This window comes from Mesorhizobium sp. M00.F.Ca.ET.216.01.1.1 (assembly GCF_004010325.2).
Taxonomy (GTDB): Bacteria; Pseudomonadota; Alphaproteobacteria; order Rhizobiales; family Rhizobiaceae; genus Mesorhizobium.
The window spans coordinates 43,886-62,076 of the sequence record NZ_SADR02000026.1 but is presented as its reverse complement, the minus strand read 5'-3'; the positions used below and the strand labels follow the sequence as shown (position 1 = coordinate 62,076).

Genomic DNA, 18,191 nt, shown 5'->3' with positions numbered 1-18,191 from the left:
CCTCTCGCGTGCCTTGATCGGCGCTCCGCTTTTGAGTTCGCGGCCCCCGAACGAGCGTTCATCGCGCCACAATCGCAGACACTCAAATCTTAGGACTGACAGAAGTGCGTCCCGACGCAAACGGCCATCTATGCAACGGCGCCGGACGCATATCAGCACATCGCCTTAAATAACGGCGGCGCCGGTCCGGAAGAAATGCTTGTAGCAAAAGGTCACAGGCGTGCGCCGCTTCGTCTGTCAAAGATGTGGACCCGGCGGGGGTCGATCCTCAGTCTGACCTCCTCACCAGGCCGGACTGTGAGCCTGTCCTTGACGATGGCGTCAATAGCGTCCCCGCCGAGCTTAGCGAAAACCTGCGTCTCAGAACCGGTAGGCTCCAGCACCGAAACCGTTGCCGGCAAGCCGTCGGGCGTGATGTCGATATGCTCGGGACGTATGCCGTAGATGACCTGCTGGCCGCCCTGCGCCTTAACCCCGCCGGCCGGCAGCACGGTTCCAGTATCCGAAACGAAAATCTGTTCGCCGTCTTTGGAGTCGATGCTGCCCTTGATGAAATTCATTGCCGGCGAGCCGATGAAGCCAGCTACGAAGACATTACCCGGATTGTCGTAGAGATTGAGCGGTGCGCCGATCTGTTCCACCTTGCCGTCCCTCATCACCACGATCTTGTCGGCCATAGTCATCGCCTCGATCTGATCATGGGTAACATAGACGATCGTTGTGCCGAGGCGTTGATGCAGTTCCTTGATCTCGACCCGCATCGCAACACGCAGTTTGGCGTCGAGATTCGACAGCGGCTCATCGAACAGAAAGACCTGCGGGTCGCGCACGATGGCGCGTCCCATGGCCACACGCTGGCGCTGTCCGCCCGACAGCTGCTTCGGAAACCGGTCCAGCAACTTGCCCAGATCAAGAATTTCGGCCGCTTTCTTCACCTTGGCATCGATCTCGGCCTTCGGCCTGCCCTTGATCTTGAGCGAAAAGCCCATGTTGTCGGCGACGTTCTTGTGCGGATAGAGCGCATAGTTCTGGAATACCATCGCTATGTCGCGGTCTTTTGGCAGAACGTCGTTCACCACCCGGCCGCCGATGCTGATCTCACCGTCGGATATTGGTTCGAGACCGGCGATCATGCGCAACAAGGTGGATTTGCCGCACCCCGACGGGCCGACGAGGATGACGAACTCGCCATCGGCGATGTCCACATTCACACCATGAATGACCTGGACGCTCCCATAACGCTTGACGATGTTCCTGACGGTGACCTGAGCCAACTCGCATCTCCTCTACTGCGGCAAAGCAATCTGCATCTTGACTTCGCCCTTTGGGGCAGATGCGGCAATTTCAAACGCTCGAACGCTGTCTTCGAATTCGAACGTGCGCGTGATTAGCGGCTTCACGTTGATCGCCCCTGACGACATCATGGAAACGCAGCGCGGGAAGACGTGGGCATAGCGGAACACGTGTTCGACGCGCGCTTCGCGCACCATCGCCTTGCCGACGTCGTAGTTGATGTCATGCATCTGCATGCCGATGAACACGACCCGGCCGGCCGGACAGAGCGGATCGAAGACCACTTCCGCCGCGCGAGGGCTACCTGAGCATTCGAATACGATCTCGACGCCCCAGCCTTCGGTGGCGGCGAGAATCTCATTGCCGAGATCTTGCCTAGCGACATTGATGGGCGTGATGGGGCCTAGCTTCGCTGCGAGCTCTAGCTTGGTGTCGTCGACGTCCGATATGAAGACTCGGGCGCAGCCCGCCGCCAGCGCAGACAGTGCCGTGACCAGGCCGATCGGGCCAGCGCCCATGACCAGAGCGATGTCGCCCGGCTTCACCTGCGCCTTGGTGGCAGCATGGACGCCGACGGCGAGCGGCTCGACCATTGCCGCCTCCGCGAAGGAAACATTGTCGGGGAGCTTGAAGGTGAAATTCTCCGGATGGACGACGGTTGGTCGCAGGACACCGTGGATCGGCGGCGTCGCCCAGAAACGGACGGCTGGATCGACGTTGTACAGCCCTAGGCGCGTCGCCCGGCTGTTCGGGTCAGGAATGCCCGGCTCCATGCAGACGCGATCGCCGACCTTCAGCGAGGTGACCTCGGCTCCTGTCTCCACGACAATGCCCGAGGCCTCATGTCCGAGGATCATGGGCGCCTTCACCTGGAAAATGCCTGCGCCGCCATGCGTATAGTAGTGCACGTCCGAGCCGCAGATGCCGACGGTATGCAGTTTGATGCGCACGTCGCGCGGACCCATCACTTCCTCGCGTTCGATCGGGAAATCCCGTAGCGAGAGCTTCATCTTTTCTTCGAGCACGAGCGCTTTCATGTGTTCCGTCTCCCGTTACGCGTTTCCAGCCGCAGGCCCTAGCCCTTCCAGACGATTAGCACCCCCAAGGCGACTGCCAGGACATGGCAGGCCACCAACGGAATCGACTGTTCGAGGAACCTCATCCAGAGCAATTCGAGCGCAACAAACAAATAGATGCCTACAAAGATCCGGTCGAACCAGTTGGTCACGATCGGCAGGAAACCGGTGCGTTCGGGGCTTGCGACAATGGTGTTGGCCTCTTCATCCACCTCATCAAGATCGACCGTATGCTCCATGGCATTACTCCTTGACCGCGCCAAAGGTGAGACCAGCCACGATGTGGCGCTGAACAACTGAGAAGATTAACAGGGCTGGCAGAAGCGTGATGATCGCAATGGACGCCATTGCCCCCCATTCGGTTCCGGTCGTCGTCACGTATTCCGACAGGCCGGTGGTGATCGTGCGCGCGTTGAAGCTTGTGAGCGTCGCGGCGAGCAGGAATTCGTTCCAGGCGAATACCCAAGTCAGTATCAGGGTGACGGCGAGGCCGGGTCGGGCAAGGGGAAAGATCACTTCACGGATCACCTGCCACGTTGTGGCACCGTCGACGGTTGCTGCCTCGTCCAACTCCTTGGGAATACCATCGATCGTCGGCCTAAGCGTCCAGATGGCAAAAGGAAGGTTGAAAGTGCAGTAGAGGAGGATCATGCCCGTCCGCGTGTCATAGAGCTTCCACTCCCCTATGACGAAGACCTGGGTGAAGAGCAGGAAGAAGGGCAGCAGGAATACAGCGGCTGGCGCCATACGGTTGGTGATCGTCCAGAAGAAGATGTTCTCTTTGCCTGCGAGATCGAAGCGCGACAGCGCGTAGCAGGCCATGAACGCCAGAATGGTCACCAGCGTCGCGTTGCCGGTCGAGATCACGATGGAGTTGAACATGTAGCGGCGCAGCGTATCGTCGCCGAGGACCTTGACATAGTTCTTCCAGTAAACCGTTTCGAGCAGAACGCTCGGCGTGGTGAACAGTTCGACGGCCGGCTTTACGGAAATCACGAACAGCCAGTAGATCGGGAACAGCGTCAGCAGGCTGAGAAAGGTCCACAGGAGAATGGAATACACAGGGCGGTTGGCACGCATCAGGGCGTTCTCCTCTGGCCGCGGCGGGCGACAAGGGCGACATAAAGCAGCCAGCACATCACCAGAGTGAGGTACAGGACGATGATCGAAGTGGCCGAGCCGTATCCGTAGTCGGTCTTGGGAAACACGATCTTCCAGATGTGCAGGCCAAGATACCGCGTCGCTGCTCCAGGGCCACCACCGGTCAGCATCCACACCTCGTCGACGGTGCGCAGCGCATCCATAAGGCGAATGAAGACTGTCGCCAGAATTGCCGGGCGGATCATCGGCAAGGTGACGTGCCAAAAGATCTGCCACCTGTTGGCTCCGTCGATCTGGGCTTGCTCGAACGGCTCTTTGGGAAGCGAAACCAGCGCCGCAAGCAGCGTCAGCGTCACCAGTGGCGTCCAGTGCCAGATATCCATGATGACGGTCAGCGCAAAGGCCATGGTCGCGTCACGACCGATATTGAGGTCGTAGCCGAACCAGGATTTCAACAGATACGGGATGATGCCGATGCTGGGCGTTGTCATCAGGCGCCAAACCGATCCGACGACGATCGGTGCCACGATCAGAGGCAGCGTGTGGATCGTGCGGAAGAAAGCGCGGCCCGGAAACTCCCGCATGAACAGCTGAGCCAGAAGGTAGCCAAGGATGACTTCGCTAAAAACGGCGAAAAAGGCGAACTTCAGCGTGAACGCGATGGAGGTCAGAAACTCGCTGTCGAACACGAGGCGGCGGAAATTGCCGGCGCCGTTGTAGATCATATAGGGATTTGCGCCGAACGGATTCCATTGATGGAAAGCCACATAGAGTACGTAGAGAAATGGGACGATGCCGAAGATCCCGAGGATCGCAATCGTCGGGGCGAGCATCAGCCATCCAACTCTGTTGGATCGCAAGCCAACTCTGTTTGATCGCATGCCGGCTCTGTTTGATCGCATGAACCACTCCCCTGGAAGGCGCATCATCCGCGACATTCTTACGAACCTCGCGAGGCGGCAAGCTTATCTGGCCCGCCGCTTCGCAGCAGGCCAGATACTAAGCTCGCTTTGCTATTTGCGGTAACCGAGGTTCTTCAGTTCCGCCTCGGCAGCGGCAGCCATCTGGTCGAGCCCGTCGTCGGACGACACCTCACCCAGCAAGATTTTGTAGAAGATGGGCGCCGTTGCTTCACGCACCTGCGCATGGAACGGATAGGGAGGGGCGCCGGCAAACAGCTTTCCATCGTTCTTGAGCATTGTGTAGTAGCCATTGAGCTTCTTATCCATCTCTATGACTTTAGGATCGTCGTAGGTTGCCGTGTTGGTGATGCGCGGCGCGGCGACCGCCCAATCGCCCTGGACCGAGTCCTGGCCAATATACTGGAGGAAGAGCAGTGCAGCTTCCTTGTTCTTCGACGTAACTGGAAGGCCGAAGGCGCCGCCGTCGTAATAGCCGATATAGCCTTTGCCGGACTCGGCGTCCTCCATGACGCCCGGTTCGACCGGCGGAAGGGCGACACCGACATTGCCAACCACCTTCGATTTCTCCGCATCGGAGGCGATCCAGGCAGCGTTCTCACCGTAGACGAGGCCCTGTGCCGCACGGCCCGCCGCGAAGGTCGTGGCGACTTCGGTCCAGGTGCTGGCCTGAGATTCCGGCGGGGCGATGTCGCGCAGATGCAGCCAGTATTTGAGTGCCGCCTTTGCCTTGTCGCTGTTCATTGCCCCGCCATTGGCGACGGACGCGGCATAGTTCTTCGATGCGTCGATGCCCCAATTATACACGCCGAACGTCGGCGCGACCGATTCGAAGAACTCGTACCATGAAGCCGGATGGCCGGTGTGGGCCTGGGCGGTCGTGCCCCATAATTCCTTGCTGTTGTCCTTGCCCCATTTGGTGAAGAATTCCGCGATCTGCGTGTATTCCTCGTGGGTTTTAGCCGGAACCAGATCCTTGCCGGTCTCCTTCTTGAAGGCTTCCTTTACGGCAGCATCATTGAAGAGATCAGTCCGGTAGAGATAGAGCTTGATGAACGCTTCCATCGGAATGCCGAACAGATCGCCGTCGCCGTTCTTGAAATAGTTCGCGAACGTCGTGAAGTGCGTTTCGTCGTAGACCGGCGCTTTCAGCGACGGATCGTCCTTCAGGGACTTCGTGATGTCGACGAGGAAGTCACGGGCGAGATAGGCGTAGATAATGTCCTGCTCGATATAGACCATGTCATAGATGCCGGTCTTGGCTTCCATGTCCTTGATCGCCTTGTCATACATCTGGTCCCAGGACGTGGTTTCGATCTCCACCTTGATGCCGGTCGACTTCTCGAACGCGGGGGCAAGAACGTCCTTGATATAGTTCGAAGGCGGGGTGCTTTCGGTCACGCCGTGTAGCGTCACACCCTTGTACTTTGCGCCGGCGTCCGACCAGAAGTCAGCCTTCGCGGGGATCACGCTGGTCATTAGGCCCACCGCCAATGCGGCAAGGCTCATTCCGAGTTCATGTTTCATTTTCACTCCTCCAACAGATATTAAATTTCAGTTATTCATTCAGCGATCTGCCGTGTTCCTGCCCTTCAGGAATGGCGCCTCCTGGCCATCCGGACATAACCGAAACCCGTTTCAGGCCGATGCGTTTCGAATCGTCCTGCCTGAAAAGTGGCACCCGGAAAGAGAACTCCCCGGGTGCCGGCCCTGGGAGGCAAATCCAAGTCCATGCGCTCGAATGCAGTGGCTCCGTCGCATATCCAACGACCGATCGCGGCGTCATTGGCCAATCCCTGACGGCGGCACGGCGGCAGCGGTGAGATTAAAGCTCAGCGACATGGATCCTCCCGCTTTCGAGAATTTTGTGTTCTGCCTTCGCATGATCACTACTTCAGGTGTTGTCTGCAGCCTCGCTCCCATGGGTATTCCGATGAATTTAGTGCAGGCCCCTCCCCCCTGCCACGCGTGGTTAGCAGGCGATCTATACTTTTTCGCCGACTATGCGCGCGCTGCCTGACCAGTCCCGGATCTCCCTGAACGGATCGGCACGCGCCTCGGTCCCGATCTTGTGAGCATTGCGCCGGTAGTCCGACGGCGTGCGCCCGCAGATCTTGAAGAACTGCCTGTTGAAATTGGCGATGTTGTTGAACCCGACATCGAAGCAGATGTCGGTAATCGGCCGATACGTCTGCGTGAGCAGTGAGCAGGCTGCGTATATACGCGCAAGGATGACGTAGCGGGCAAAGGTATGACCCGTCTGCCGCTTGAAGAAACGTGAAAATGCCTGCGGTTCCAGCCCGCAGAGCCTTGCAACGAATGGCAAGTCGATATCGTCGCTGTAGTGGTCCAGAATATAGCGCATTGCGACGTCGAGTTCGGGCGGCAATTCCGCCTGCGCGGAGGTGGGCGCCAGCCGCGAGAGCCTGCGGCGGTCGCCGGGATTGCGGGCTAGTGTCATCATCAATTGCAGAAAGAGCACCACACGCTCAGCACCATGGGCGGCACCGATCTGTGCGAGCAGCCGCTGCCCAGCGAGGGCGGTGGCACCGCGAAACTCTACTCCGTAGACGGCGTCGTCGTAGAGCGGCCGGATGGTTCCGAGTTCGGGACAGAAACTGGTGACACGATCGGCCCATTCGCGGCTGAACTGGATCAGCATATCGCGATTGCGAACCAGCTTCCCGGGTTCAATATCGCTGACCCAATTGTGCGGAACGTTCGGCCCGGTTAGGACCAGGCAGCCCGGTGCGAATTTGCCGATATGATCTCCCACCATCATGACGCCCGAAGTCGTTCGCGTCAGGTGCAACTCGTATTCCGGGTGATAATGCCACTTGGCTTTGAAGTACGGATAGTCATGCATGCTCCAGCGGAACGATTCCGACGGCGGACATATGATCATTTCGAAGTCCGGAACGATCTTCAGAGCGGGCTTCATTGAGTGGCTCCTTCCCGGTAACGCAGCGACCGCTTCGATCTCTTTGATCTGCAGTCTCCCGTAGCCTGCGGCAAGAGGCTTCTCCCCTCGGCGGCAGGCCAACGCCTCCCTGCCCACTTGCCTGGAGCTCTCGAAAACCGTCGATTACCGGACGGTGGTCACAAGCCTTGTGGGTCAGTCAGCGCGCACAGTTCACCGAACAAAATACATCGAACGGTGCCATCAGGCGAAATATGAAGTGCCGCGCGCCCGAGGCGCCGGCTCGATGGATCCTCCTCCTGTCTAGTCTTTTTTGTCTGGTCTTTTTGCCAGACTTATATGTTGTTTAATGAGACAAATTAACGCTTTCCTTTGAGCTGTCAATCTTTTTTGCGCGGGTAGAGGGACGGGCGACCCATTTCGCAACCTCATATGGCCTTGACATGAGGTGAATTTCGATATTTTGTTGTGCTGTGCAACATAAATTATGTCTTGGAGGAGGTGCACATGCGCAGATTGGGCATTCATTCGTTCGTATGGACCGGGGGTGGCACTCAGGCCATGCTCGAAGAAGCGATGGAAAATTCAGCCGCGTGCGGTTACCGGTTGATCGAATTTGCCTATCTTCGACCCGAGAAGTTCGACCTCCATCGCCTCGCCAAGAAGGCTGAATCGTTAGATCTCGAAATTGCCGTCACCATGGGCCTGCCCTTGAGCGCCGATGTGTCGAACGAGGACGACGCTGTCGTCAAGGCCGGTGAGGAATTGCTCGCGAATGCAGTCGCGGCGGTGCGGGACATCGGCGGCACCACACTCGGGGGCATTCTGTATTCCGCGCATACGAAATACTCGACAATGCCGAGTGATCGCGGCCGCAAGAACAGCATTGCCGCCATCGCAAAAACAGCTGATGCGGCAAACAAGGCTGGCGTCGATCTGGTCCTTGAAGTTGTCAACCGGTTCGAGACGAACCTCCTGAATACCACCGCCCAAGGTCTCGACTTCATCAAGGCGACCGGCTCAGATCACGTCACGCTCCATCTCGACACGTTTCATATGAATATCGAGGAAGCGAATCCAGCGGCGGCTATTCGTCTGGCCGGCGATAAGATCGGCTATTTTCACATCGGAGAAAGCAATCGCGGCTACCTCGGCGACGGTGTGATCGATTTCGATCGCATCTTCGATGCCTTGCTCGATATCGGTTACGATCGCGACATCACCTTTGAATCGTTCTCCAGCGCCGTGGTCGATGAAGGTCTTTCCCTCGCATGCGCCATATGGCGCGACACCTGGACCGAAAACATGCCGTTGGCAAGACACGCCAAGGCCTTCATCGACCTGAGAATGCAAGAGGCGGTCCGTCGGCGAGCGACGAACGCCCGCCCATAGTCGAGGGCGGGCTCGCCGCAGCTTCGGTCCGACAAAACAGAGGCTGTGTGGGGTGCACATTCGATGAGATCGCGCCAGTTGCTGCGCACCTGCTCGGCGTGTACCAAGTGGGCGCCTTGTGGTTGCATTCGGCTTGCGGACCGCAGGTAACCTGGAGAGACCTCCGTGAATGACCCGGCGCTGACCGCCAGTTCAAATCGCAGAATTCGACAAAACAATGAAGTGGCGGCTCTCAGAGCCCTTCATCAGTTTGGACGTCTCAGTCGAGCCGAACTTGCGCGTAAGTTACGGCTTAACCGCTCTTCATCGGGGCATATCATCGCCAGCCTGACAGCTGACGGCCTAGTGCGCGAAGCAATTGAGGATCCGCCTGAACAATCGGGCCATGCCCGAGCCGGTCGCCCCGGCATTAAGCTAGAACTTGTGCCGGATGCTATTTTCTTCCTTGGGGTCGAGATCGGTGTCGAGCATATCAGTACGGTCGAGATTGACCTTGGAACCAATATCGTTTCAACGAATGTGGAACCGTTTGATGGCCGATCGATCAACGTAGAGGCCGCGGTCGATCGCGCCGTGAGGCTAGCTCTCCAATCTATTCCCGCGTCAAAACTGGAGCGATGTGAAGGCCTTGGCGTTTCAACTCCGGCGCAGATGGACAAGAATGGCTTCGTCCGCCTGGCGCCTCTTCTCGGCTGGCGAAATGTTCATCTCGCAGAGTTGGTGAGAGACGCCCTGCCGATTCGCGTTCCGGTCCTTGCCGAGAACGATGCCAACGCATTCGCCATCGGCGCGACCTACGGGCGCAGCGAGGTGCATTCCGGCGTGACGCTTTTTCTCGTTATGGAAAGCGGTGTTGGCGGCGGCATCATCATTGACGGCAACCTTTTTCGCGGCGCCAGTGGGCTAGCGGGGGAGATTGGCCATTTGATTGTCAGCGACGCGCCAGGGTCGCGCCGCAATCTCGAACAATTGATCGGCCTTGAAAACATTATGGCCGAGTACCGCAAGACCTCTGCCCTCAGTGATCCGACATTCGGCAACTTCCTTGCCGATGTCCAACACCGCTTGCCTAGCGCCGTCTCAATTGCCGAGGAGTGGGCAAAGGCTTTGGCAACAGGCCTGGTACAGACTTGCCGAATCATCGACGCCGACAAGATCGTGCTGGGCGGTTCGGTCGCCGCACTCTATCCTTTGATGGCTGCCAGGGTCGCTGCACACATCCACGCGACACAGGAACCCAGTTTCCCGTTTCCATTGATCACAATGAATGACGAAGGAACAGTCGGTTCCGCTTTTGGTGCGGCCTGCATGTTACATCAGCGGTATTTGTCTTTGGAGAGCCCGCGTTTCGCCGATGGTACGGCGGAACTCGAAAAGGCAGAGGAAGGCTAATCTGAAATTGGGCGCTGCCGAGACCAAATCCATGATGCTCGTCAGATACCTCCCATTAATATGTTGCATAAAGATACAAACGCCGATAATGTGCGTTTCAGAGGGGAGCATCGCGTATTCTTGTCGTGGCCATCTCGGCCCGTTGTCGAGCAGGATTCAGCCAGCTGTGGCTGCGTGTCCTTCGACAGGCGCGTGCTGCAACGCCAAGAGATGTGCACTAGCCGAGTTGTGCGATGCCCGCAGATGCGATTTCAAGTCAGACCAAGCTCGCACCCGACGCACTAGGCCCGACAGTCGCCGTCGGCGAGATCCTGGTGGAGATAATGGCCAAAAGCCGCGGCGACGGCTTTCTCGAGCCGATCGAGCTCGTTGGTCCCTACCCGAGCGGCGCGCCAGCGATTTTTACCGACCAGTGCGCCAAGATCGGCGGCTCGGCAGCAATTGTTGCCTCGGTTGGCGATGACGATTTCGGCCGCATCAACATTGAACGGCTGCTGTCTGACGGCGCGGACGTATCGGCCATCTCAGTCAGCCGGGATTATCCAACCGGAAGCGCGTTTGTGCGCTATCGCAACGACGGCTCGCGCGACTTTGTCTTCAACATCGGAAAATCGGCGGCCGCCATGGTGAGCCTGACGGCTGAAGCGAAGGCGCTCTTCGCGCGGGCTGGACACCTGCACGTCATGGGTAGTGCTTTTGCCATCCCGTCTGTCTGGGAGACGATGGATTATGCCATCGGCGTCATCAAGCGGCGCGGCGGCTCCGTTTCACTTGATCCGAACTTGCGCAAGGAATTGCTCGGGCTCGGGCAGACGCAAGAGCGCTTCGCCAGGCTCGTCGATGTCGCCGATCTTATTCTGCCCTCTGGCGACGAATTGTTCATGGCAGCCGGAGTTGATGGTGAATCCGCCGCGATCACCGCGCTCTTTGCCCGCGGTGTGACAGAAATAGCCCTTAAACGCGGCCAACACGGATCAACATTCTTCGGCGCTGACGGCTCGCGGGTCGATTGTCCGGCATTCAGGGTAGCGGAGGTCGACCCGACGGGCGCTGGCGACTGCTTCGGCGGCGCTTACGTCGCTTGCCGCCGCCTCGGCATGTCTGTGTTCAAAGCCCTGGAGTATGCCAATGCCGCAGGCGCTCGCAACGTCACCATGCAGGGTCCGATGGAAGGTGCCGGATCACGCCAGCAACTGGACGAATTCATCGCTGTGACCCCGAGGAACGCCCAATGACCGATCTCCTCAGCAGCCTCGCGACGGCACGGCGCGATGGTTCGCCGATAGGCGTCACGTCTGTCTGCTCAGCACATCCATTGGTGATCCGCGCTGCAGCGCGCAACGCTGCACGCTTCTCCGATACGCTTGTCATTGAAGCAACTTGCAACCAGGTCAACCAGTTCGGTGGCTACACCGGAATGCTGCCCAACGATTTTGTTCGGCTTGTCCAACACATATCGGCAGAAGAACAGCTTCCGGCAGAAAGGATCATCTTCGGGGGCGATCACCTTGGGCCAAACCCCTGGCGCCGGGAACATGCCGGCGCAGCGATGGCAAAGGCCGAAGAGATGGTCGCGGCGTACGTGTCTGCAGGCTTCCGAAAGATCCACCTTGATGCTTCGATGGGATGCGCCGGCGAGCCTGCCGCGCTTGACGATGCCACAACGGCGGAGCGTGCAGCGCGGCTGGCCACTGCGGCAGAGCGCGCGGCACACGCCGCAGGAGGTGAGCCACCGGTCTACATCATCGGCACCGAGGTGCCGACGCCCGGCGGCGCCAACCATGCAATCAGCGACATCGAGCCGACCAGCATAGCGGCGGCGGCGCGCACGATCGACGTTCATCGCGACCTGTTCCTGAAGCAAGGCTTGGCCGATGCGTTCTCACGCGTCATCGCGTTGGTGGTCCAGCCCGGCGTCGAGTTCGGTAATGAGAATGTGGTTCCTTACGAATCCGCCAGGGCACGTGGGCTGACGCGACTGCTCGAGCAGGAGCCTGGCCTGGTCTACGAGGCGCATTCAACCGACTACCAGGACCGAATGTCCTTGCGCCGGCTGGTCGAGGACGGCTTTCCGATTCTGAAAGTGGGGCCAGAACTGACCTTTGTCCTGCGCGAGGCGCTTTACGGACTGGACCTTGTCGCGACCGATCTGCTGCCGGACTACGGATCCCGTCCGCTCTACCAAGTCATGGAGCGGCTGATGCTGGCCAAACCCGGCAATTGGCAGGGCCACTATCACGGCTCGAAAGCCGAACAGCGCCTACAATGCCATTATTCGTTCTCGGACCGCATTCGATATTACTGGAACCAGCCGGAGGCGGAAGCTGCGGTTGCTGGTCTGATCGCCGCCCTTCAGGGCAAGACGGTGCCACTTACCCTGTTCCGCCAGCATCTGCCTTCATTCGAGGCTTTTGCAGGCAGTCCGCTCGACCCGGTATCCTTACTGCTCGCCTCGATTCAGCGCAGCCTGGACGAGTACCGCTTTGCGTGTACGGGCGAGGTATTCAACACCAAAACCAATCCGACAGATGGAGGACGAAGATGAGCGAACAACTTGCTGGAAAGGTCATTGCGATCACAGGCGCGGCATCGGGTATCGGCCTTGCTTGTGCGCGTGGTTGTCTCGATGCGGGTGCACGGGTGGTCCTGATCGACTATGCGGATGACAAGCTGCGCAGCCTGGCTGCTGATCTCGGCAAGAATGCAATTCCTTTGAGGGTGGATCTCACCAATCCCGAAAGCGTGGCAGGCATGATGCCTGACATTTTGGACAAGGCAGGCCACCTCGATGCGTTCCATGCCAATGCCGGCGCCTATATCGGCGGCGAGTTCACTGACGGCGATCCGGACGCCTTCGATCGAATGCTGAACCTCAACGTCAACGCCGTATTCCGAACGATTCATGCGGTCCTGCCGCACATGATCGAGCGGGGCACGGGAGATATCGTGGTCACCAGTTCCGTCGCCGGCCACACGGCGATCCCGTGGGAGCCGATCTACAGCGCTTCCAAACACGCAGTTCAGGCGTTCGTCCATGCGTTGAGGCGGCAGGTGGCGAAACATGGCGTCCGTGTCGGCGCGATCGCCCCCGGGCCGGTGCTGACGCCCCTCGTCGCCGACTGGCCGAAGGAGAATCTCGATCGGGCGATGGCGGCCGGAAATCTGTTCGAGCCGAAGGAAATTGCCGAAGTCCTGCTGTTCATGCTGACCCGGCCGAGGACGGTGACAATTCGCGACATCGTCATTCTGCCGACCAACTTCGACATCTGATACATAGCACCTCGACATCGAATTTCGGGAGGTAGACCATGTACCAAGCGCGTTTCAGGGTGGACAACGAGGTCGCCGTGGTGACCGGCGGAGGCCGAGGTATCGGCCTCGCATGCGCCGAAGCGTTGGGCGAGTCCGGAGCGCGTGTGGTCATCATTGAGCCCGACGAGCAGATCGGCAGTGCTGGCAGGGATGCATTGACTGCGAAAGGTTACGCGGCCGAACTGATGCTCGGTGACGTCACTTCGTCGGCACAGATGACCGAGATTGCTGATACGCTTGCCGCTCGGGGCATGCCCGCCTCCATCCTCGTCAACAATGCCGGTGTAGGCAGCAGCGGTATTTCGTCGGAAGATGTCGACGATGAACTCTGGCTATGGATGATGAATGTCAACGTCAACGGCGTCTTCTGGTGCTCGCGCGCTTTCGGTCGGCACATGATCGCGGCCCGCCGCGGCTCAATCGTCAATCTGGGTTCCATGTCGGGCACGATCTGCAACCGGCCACAGCCGCAAACGCCCTACAATGTCTCCAAGGCGGCCGTGCATCACATGACCCGCTCGATTGCCGCCGAATGGGCGCCCCATGGCGTGCGGGTCAATGCGGTGGCCCCAACCTATATCGAAACGCCGATGGTCCTGGCGATTCCGGAAAACGGCCCGCGCATCGAAGCGTGGTTGCGAGACACACCAATGGGCCGCATGGGCCAGGCGCATGAAGTCGCTAGCGCCGTCCTGTTCCTCGCTTCCGACGCAGCCAGCTTGATGACTGGGGCCGTCGTGCCGGTCGATGGCGGGTTCACTTGCTGGTAGCAGCCTAGAGTTTCCTCGCGGTCGCCACTCTCACCGAGGCTCATGCTCGAGATGGTTGGCTGCAACTTTTGGGATATCGCCGAAATTTGCGCCGATCGCAGCAAGCTTTCGGCCACCGGCATGGTCGAACTCACGCGCTCCTATGAGACGGCGGCTCGCGTCCAGCGGACCATCGAACGGGATCTTCCCGATGAAACCCTGCGTCGCTACGATCAGTTCCGGCAGCATGTCGACGCTTTCATCGACATGCCAGAACTCCTGACCGATCTGCTCTTCCGCTTCCTTCACCAGAACGGCTGCCGACTTTCGAACCGCGCCCGCGAAAAGGAATTCGCCGCGCTGACGGATGGCGAAGCAGAACGGACCGAGGCGATCTACCAGCAGACCTTCGGCTCCGACTAGAGGCACAATATCTATTACTCGCACCTTTCGCGTGGGACGGGCCATGCCATCCTTGTGTAGGCAGCGGCGGGCGGCGTCGACCTTATGCAATGAGCGAAGCACCTTGGCGTGACCGTAGCGATCCTGCTGCCGTAGCTTTTTTGAGAAGCGTCTGCGGCCGACCCCCTGCAGGGCCAGCGACGCGATGATCGTCAGGTTGGCCTGGCCACTTTGCCGCTGGCGATGAAATGCGGATTGGCGAAATCCGCGTCGTCGCGCTGCTTGCGCTTGCCATAGGCCAGCGGCTTGCCGTCAAGCGTGCGCGTCATGCCGCCGGCGGCGCGCAATACCGCGTCACCTGCCGCGGTGTCCCACTCCATGGTACGGCCGAAGCGCGGATAGACGTCGGCCTCGGCGCTGGCGACAAGACAGAATTTGAGCGACGAGCCGACCGAGACGAGCTCGGCAGCACCCGCCGAGCGGATATAGGCTTCGGTCTCCGGCGTGTTATGCGACCGGCTGGCGACGATGGTCAGCGGCGCCGTGCCTGCCCTGACTGAAATCGGCCGGCGGCCGACGATCTGATAGTCATCATTGACCTCGATCGATTCCGCTTTGCCCGGCCGGCCGGAAAAGAAGCGTCCGGTGCATGGCGCGAAGACGACGCCGATTTCCGGGACGCCGGCGCGAACAAGCGCGATGTTGACGGTGAAATCGGTCCTGCGGTTGACGAATTCCTTGGTCCCGTCGAGCGGATCGCCCAGGAAGAAGGCGTCGCCAAGATAAGGAACGGCTCGCTTTTTATCGAGATCATCGACTGCGTGGCGCCTCCGTCTGCAATTTCGGGGATGCGCTCGCATAGCGCGCCCTGACGTCACTTTTCATAGAGTGAGCATTGCAGAATCATTTTTCACATGATAGTATCATTTTTCAGCAGACACAGTCCCTCTGATCAAATTTCGGATCCCAAACACGAATTTCATGAACACTCAGGATCAGCATCAATTTTCAGACGCTATTACCGTTTTTCAGGAAGCCCGCCTTCCTGAGAAGGCGACACCGGCCGGCTATAGTGCCCTGATTGATGCATACAAGCTCGCCGTGCCGTTGCCCCGCACGCTCTGTGCTACTGGCGAACATCACCGTATCATCGAGCGGGACGGCTGGCGCATCATGACGCCGCGGCACGCGCCGCATCCAACGCTTGAAGGGCACCTGACCTTCGCGCTCAAGTACGAAGGGCTCGATCTTGCCGTCTTAAAGCGGCTGTTCCACGCGACGGGCCCGGCGCCGATCGAAGCGCTCGTCCGTGAAAGCCCGACCGGCAGCTACGCCCGCCGCATCTGGTTTCTGTATGAATGGCTGGCTAAGTCGCGACTTGATTTGCCTGACGCGAGCGCTGGACGCTACGCTCGGGTTGTCGATCCAGACTTGCAATGGGCAGCGCAGGAGCAAACTGCTCCGCGCTACCGCGTGAAGGACAATCTCCCCGGCACGCCGGATTTCTGTCCGCTGGTGTTCCGCACCAAGGCCCTCGAGGAATTCATCGACCTCGACCTTCCGCAGCGCGCGCAGGCGATCGTCGCGGACGTGCCGCGCGACCTCCTTGCGCGTACCGCCGCCTTCCTTTTGCTCAAGGACTCGCGATCTAGCTACGCGATCGAGGGTGAGCGTCCGCCGCAGGACCGCATCCAGCGCTGGGGCCGCGCCATCGGTGAGGCCGGCCGCCGGCCGATCGATCGCGATGAGCTGCTGCGCCTGCAAAGGATCGTGCTCGGCGATGCCCGCTTCGTGAAGCTCGGCTTCCGGCAAGAGGGCGGGTTCGTCGGCGAGCATGAACGCGACAACCGCATGCCCCTGCCCGATCATATCAGCGCCCGTCCCGAGGACTTGGTGTCGCTGATCGACGGAATGGTTGCTTTCGACCGCGGCCGCGCGCAGGGCCTCGATGCGGTCATCGCCGCAGCGATCCTCGCCTTCGGCTTTGTCTATATGCATCCGTTCGAAGACGGAAACGGCCGCATTCACCGCTACCTGATCCATCACGTGCTTGCAGCGCGCGGCTTCAACCCGCCCGGGGTCGTGTTCCCCGTTTCGGCCGCGATACTGGAGCAAATCGATGAGTACCGGAGGGTGCTCGAGAACTATTCGCAGCGCCTGCTGCCGCTGATCGAGTGGGAGCCGACGCCGCAATTCAACGTTCGCGTCCTGAATGACACCGGCGATTTCTATCGTTTCTTCGATGCAACGCCGCACGCGGAGTTCCTCTACGCCTGCGTCCAGCGGACCATCGAACGGGATCTTCCCGATGAAACCGCTTTCCTGCGCCGCTACGATCAGTTCCGGCAGCAGGTCGACGCTTTCGTCGACATGCCAGAACTCCTGACCGATCTGCTCTTCCGCTTTCTTCACCAGAACGGCGGCCGCCTTTCGAGCCGCGCCCGCGAAAAGGAATTTGCCGCGCTGACGGATGGCGAAGCAGAACGGATCGAGGCGATCTATCAGCAGACCTTCGGCTCCGGCTAGAGGCACATATCTGTTACGTCGCACCTTTCGCGCAGAGGCGGGCCATACCATCCTTGTGCAGGCAGCAGTGGCGGCGTCGGCCTCGTCCTTATGCAATGGGCGCAGCACCGTGGCATGACCGCCATCTGCACGGCCGGCTCGCCCGAAACGCCGAACTGGTATGCAAGAAGGCCCCGGTCCATGTTCGCATGCCGCTGGTCCAGGCGCACCGCCGGCTCGAAGCGCGGCAGACGACCTGCGCAGCGATCCTGCTGCCGTAGCTTTTTGAGGAGCGGCCGGCGGCCCCCTAGGGCCAGCGACGCTATAATCGTCAGGTTGGCCTGGCTGCCGTGCCGCAGGCGATGAAATGCGGATTGGCGAAATCCGCGTCGTCGCGCTGCTTGCGCTTGCCATAGGCCAGCGGCTTGCCGTCAAGCGTGCGCGTCATGCCGCCGGCGGCGCGCAGCACCGCGTCACCTGCCGCGGTGTCCCACTCCATGGTACGGCCGAAGCGCGGATAGACGTCGGCCTCGGCGCTGGCGACAAGACAGAATTTCAGCGACGAACCGACCGAGACGAGCTCGGCGGCACCGACCGAGCGGATATAGGCTTCGGTCTCCGGCGTGTTATGCGACCGGCTGGCGACGATGGTCAGCGGCGCCGTGCCTGCCCTGACTGAAATCGGCCGGCGGCCGACGATCTGGTAGTCGTCATTGACCTCGATCGATTCCGCTTTGCCCGGCCGGCCGGAAAAGAAGCGTCCGGTGCATGGCGCAAAGACGACGCCGATTTCCGGGACGCCGGCGCGAACGAGCGCAATGTTGACGGTGAAATCGGTCCTGCGGTTGACGAATTCCTTGGTGCCGTCGAGCGGATCGACCAGGAAGAAGGTGTCGCCAAGATCGGTCGCCACCACCCCGCCCGAGGCTTCTTCCTCGGCTACGCAGGGAATGCCTGGGAATGCGGCGCGCAGCCCGGCAAGGATGATCTTTTCGCTTTCGCGATCGGCTTCGGTGACCGGCGAACTGTCGGATTTCTGGTCGACCGCGCAGCCTGTGCGGTAGACGCGCATCACCTCGCGCCCGGCCTCCAGGGCAAGGCGTTCGAATATACCGAGCATCGCTTCGTC

Annotated in this window: 17 protein-coding genes; 8 read left to right on the top strand and 9 right to left on the bottom strand. The window is 59.9% G+C overall.

Going from position 1 to position 18,191, the window contains the following annotated elements; genetic code table 11:
- Nucleotides 1-212 precede the first annotated feature (212 nt).
- The 7 genes from ugpC to EN859_RS27735 all read right to left on the bottom strand — a co-directional run bounded on the left by ugpC (nt 213) and on the right by EN859_RS27735 (nt 7,448).
- On the bottom strand, nt 213-1,274 hold the full coding sequence (ugpC, locus tag EN859_RS27765; RefSeq protein WP_127855916.1) for a sn-glycerol-3-phosphate ABC transporter ATP-binding protein UgpC: 1,062 nt from the start codon (nt 1,272-1,274) through the stop codon (nt 213-215).
- Nucleotides 1,275-1,286: 12 nt separating this feature from the next.
- Complete coding sequence (locus EN859_RS27760) at nt 1,287-2,330, bottom strand: NAD(P)-dependent alcohol dehydrogenase (RefSeq protein ID WP_127855915.1); 1,044 nt, start codon at nt 2,328-2,330, stop codon at nt 1,287-1,289.
- Nucleotides 2,331-2,368: 38 nt separating this feature from the next.
- A complete protein-coding gene (locus EN859_RS27755; protein ID WP_127855914.1) occupies nt 2,369-2,608 on the bottom strand; it encodes a DUF2160 family membrane protein in 240 nt (79 codons plus the stop codon).
- Between the two features lie 4 nt (nt 2,609-2,612).
- Nucleotides 2,613-3,449 (bottom strand): carbohydrate ABC transporter permease, encoded by an 837-nt coding sequence (locus EN859_RS27750; RefSeq protein ID WP_127855913.1) that lies wholly within the window; start codon nt 3,447-3,449, stop codon nt 2,613-2,615.
- Nucleotides 3,449-4,330: a sugar ABC transporter permease gene (locus tag EN859_RS27745; RefSeq protein WP_127855912.1), complete on the bottom strand. Its 882-nt coding sequence runs from the start codon at nt 4,328-4,330 to the stop codon at nt 3,449-3,451. Before EN859_RS27745 ends, EN859_RS27750 begins: the two co-directional genes overlap by 1 nt.
- Before the next feature lie 153 nt (nt 4,331-4,483).
- Nucleotides 4,484-5,899 (bottom strand): extracellular solute-binding protein, encoded by a 1,416-nt coding sequence (locus EN859_RS27740; RefSeq protein WP_245525729.1) that lies wholly within the window; start codon nt 5,897-5,899, stop codon nt 4,484-4,486.
- Between the two features lie 475 nt (nt 5,900-6,374).
- Complete coding sequence (locus EN859_RS27735; RefSeq protein WP_245525722.1) at nt 6,375-7,448, bottom strand: AraC family transcriptional regulator; 1,074 nt, start codon at nt 7,446-7,448, stop codon at nt 6,375-6,377.
- A gap of 369 nt (nt 7,449-7,817) precedes the next feature.
- Here EN859_RS27735 and EN859_RS27730 point away from each other — a divergent pair, with 369 nt between their 5' ends.
- From EN859_RS27730 to EN859_RS27700, 7 genes are all read left to right on the top strand, one after another.
- Nucleotides 7,818-8,702, top strand: a complete 885-nt coding sequence (locus EN859_RS27730; protein ID WP_127855910.1) for a sugar phosphate isomerase/epimerase — start codon at nt 7,818-7,820, stop codon at nt 8,700-8,702.
- A 165-nt stretch (nt 8,703-8,867) separates the two neighbouring features.
- Nucleotides 8,868-10,094 carry an ROK family transcriptional regulator gene (locus tag EN859_RS27725; protein ID WP_127855909.1) on the top strand — a complete coding sequence of 409 codons (1,227 nt, stop codon included), beginning with the start codon at nt 8,868-8,870 and terminating at the stop codon, nt 10,092-10,094.
- A 233-nt stretch (nt 10,095-10,327) separates the two neighbouring features.
- Complete coding sequence (locus EN859_RS27720; RefSeq protein WP_127855908.1) at nt 10,328-11,329, top strand: sugar kinase; 1,002 nt, start codon at nt 10,328-10,330, stop codon at nt 11,327-11,329.
- Nucleotides 11,326-12,639: a D-tagatose-bisphosphate aldolase, class II, non-catalytic subunit gene (locus EN859_RS27715; protein WP_127855907.1), complete on the top strand. Its 1,314-nt coding sequence runs from the start codon at nt 11,326-11,328 to the stop codon at nt 12,637-12,639. The genes EN859_RS27720 and EN859_RS27715 overlap by 4 nt, the downstream gene beginning before the upstream one ends.
- Entirely contained in the window at nt 12,636-13,364 is a 729-nt protein-coding gene (locus EN859_RS27710) for an SDR family oxidoreductase (protein ID WP_127855906.1), read from the top strand. The genes EN859_RS27715 and EN859_RS27710 overlap by 4 nt, the downstream gene beginning before the upstream one ends.
- Nucleotides 13,365-13,402: 38 nt before the next feature.
- Complete coding sequence (locus EN859_RS27705; RefSeq protein ID WP_127855905.1) at nt 13,403-14,176, top strand: SDR family oxidoreductase; 774 nt, start codon at nt 13,403-13,405, stop codon at nt 14,174-14,176.
- A 42-nt stretch (nt 14,177-14,218) separates the two neighbouring features.
- Entirely contained in the window at nt 14,219-14,578 is a 360-nt protein-coding gene (locus tag EN859_RS27700; RefSeq protein WP_127855904.1) for a hypothetical protein, read from the top strand.
- A 191-nt stretch (nt 14,579-14,769) separates the two neighbouring features.
- On the opposite strand, the gene cysQ (EN859_RS27695) is transcribed toward EN859_RS27700, so the two are convergent.
- Nucleotides 14,770-15,417 carry a 3'(2'),5'-bisphosphate nucleotidase CysQ gene (gene cysQ, locus EN859_RS27695; RefSeq protein ID WP_245525721.1) on the bottom strand — a complete coding sequence of 216 codons (648 nt, stop codon included), beginning with the start codon at nt 15,415-15,417 and terminating at the stop codon, nt 14,770-14,772.
- 121 nt (nt 15,418-15,538) lie between these two features.
- Between cysQ (EN859_RS27695) and EN859_RS27690 the strand changes: the two genes are divergently transcribed.
- Nucleotides 15,539-17,083 (top strand): Fic family protein, encoded by a 1,545-nt coding sequence (locus tag EN859_RS27690; protein ID WP_127855903.1) that lies wholly within the window; start codon nt 15,539-15,541, stop codon nt 17,081-17,083.
- A 310-nt stretch (nt 17,084-17,393) separates the two neighbouring features.
- Here EN859_RS27690 and cysQ (EN859_RS27680) read toward each other — a convergent pair whose 3' ends face one another.
- The gene (gene cysQ, locus EN859_RS27680; RefSeq protein ID WP_189502277.1) at nt 17,394-18,182 is read right to left on the bottom strand and encodes a 3'(2'),5'-bisphosphate nucleotidase CysQ; all 789 of its coding nucleotides are present in this window, start codon (nt 18,180-18,182) and stop codon (nt 17,394-17,396) included.
- Between the last annotated feature and the right edge of the window lie 9 nt (nt 18,183-18,191).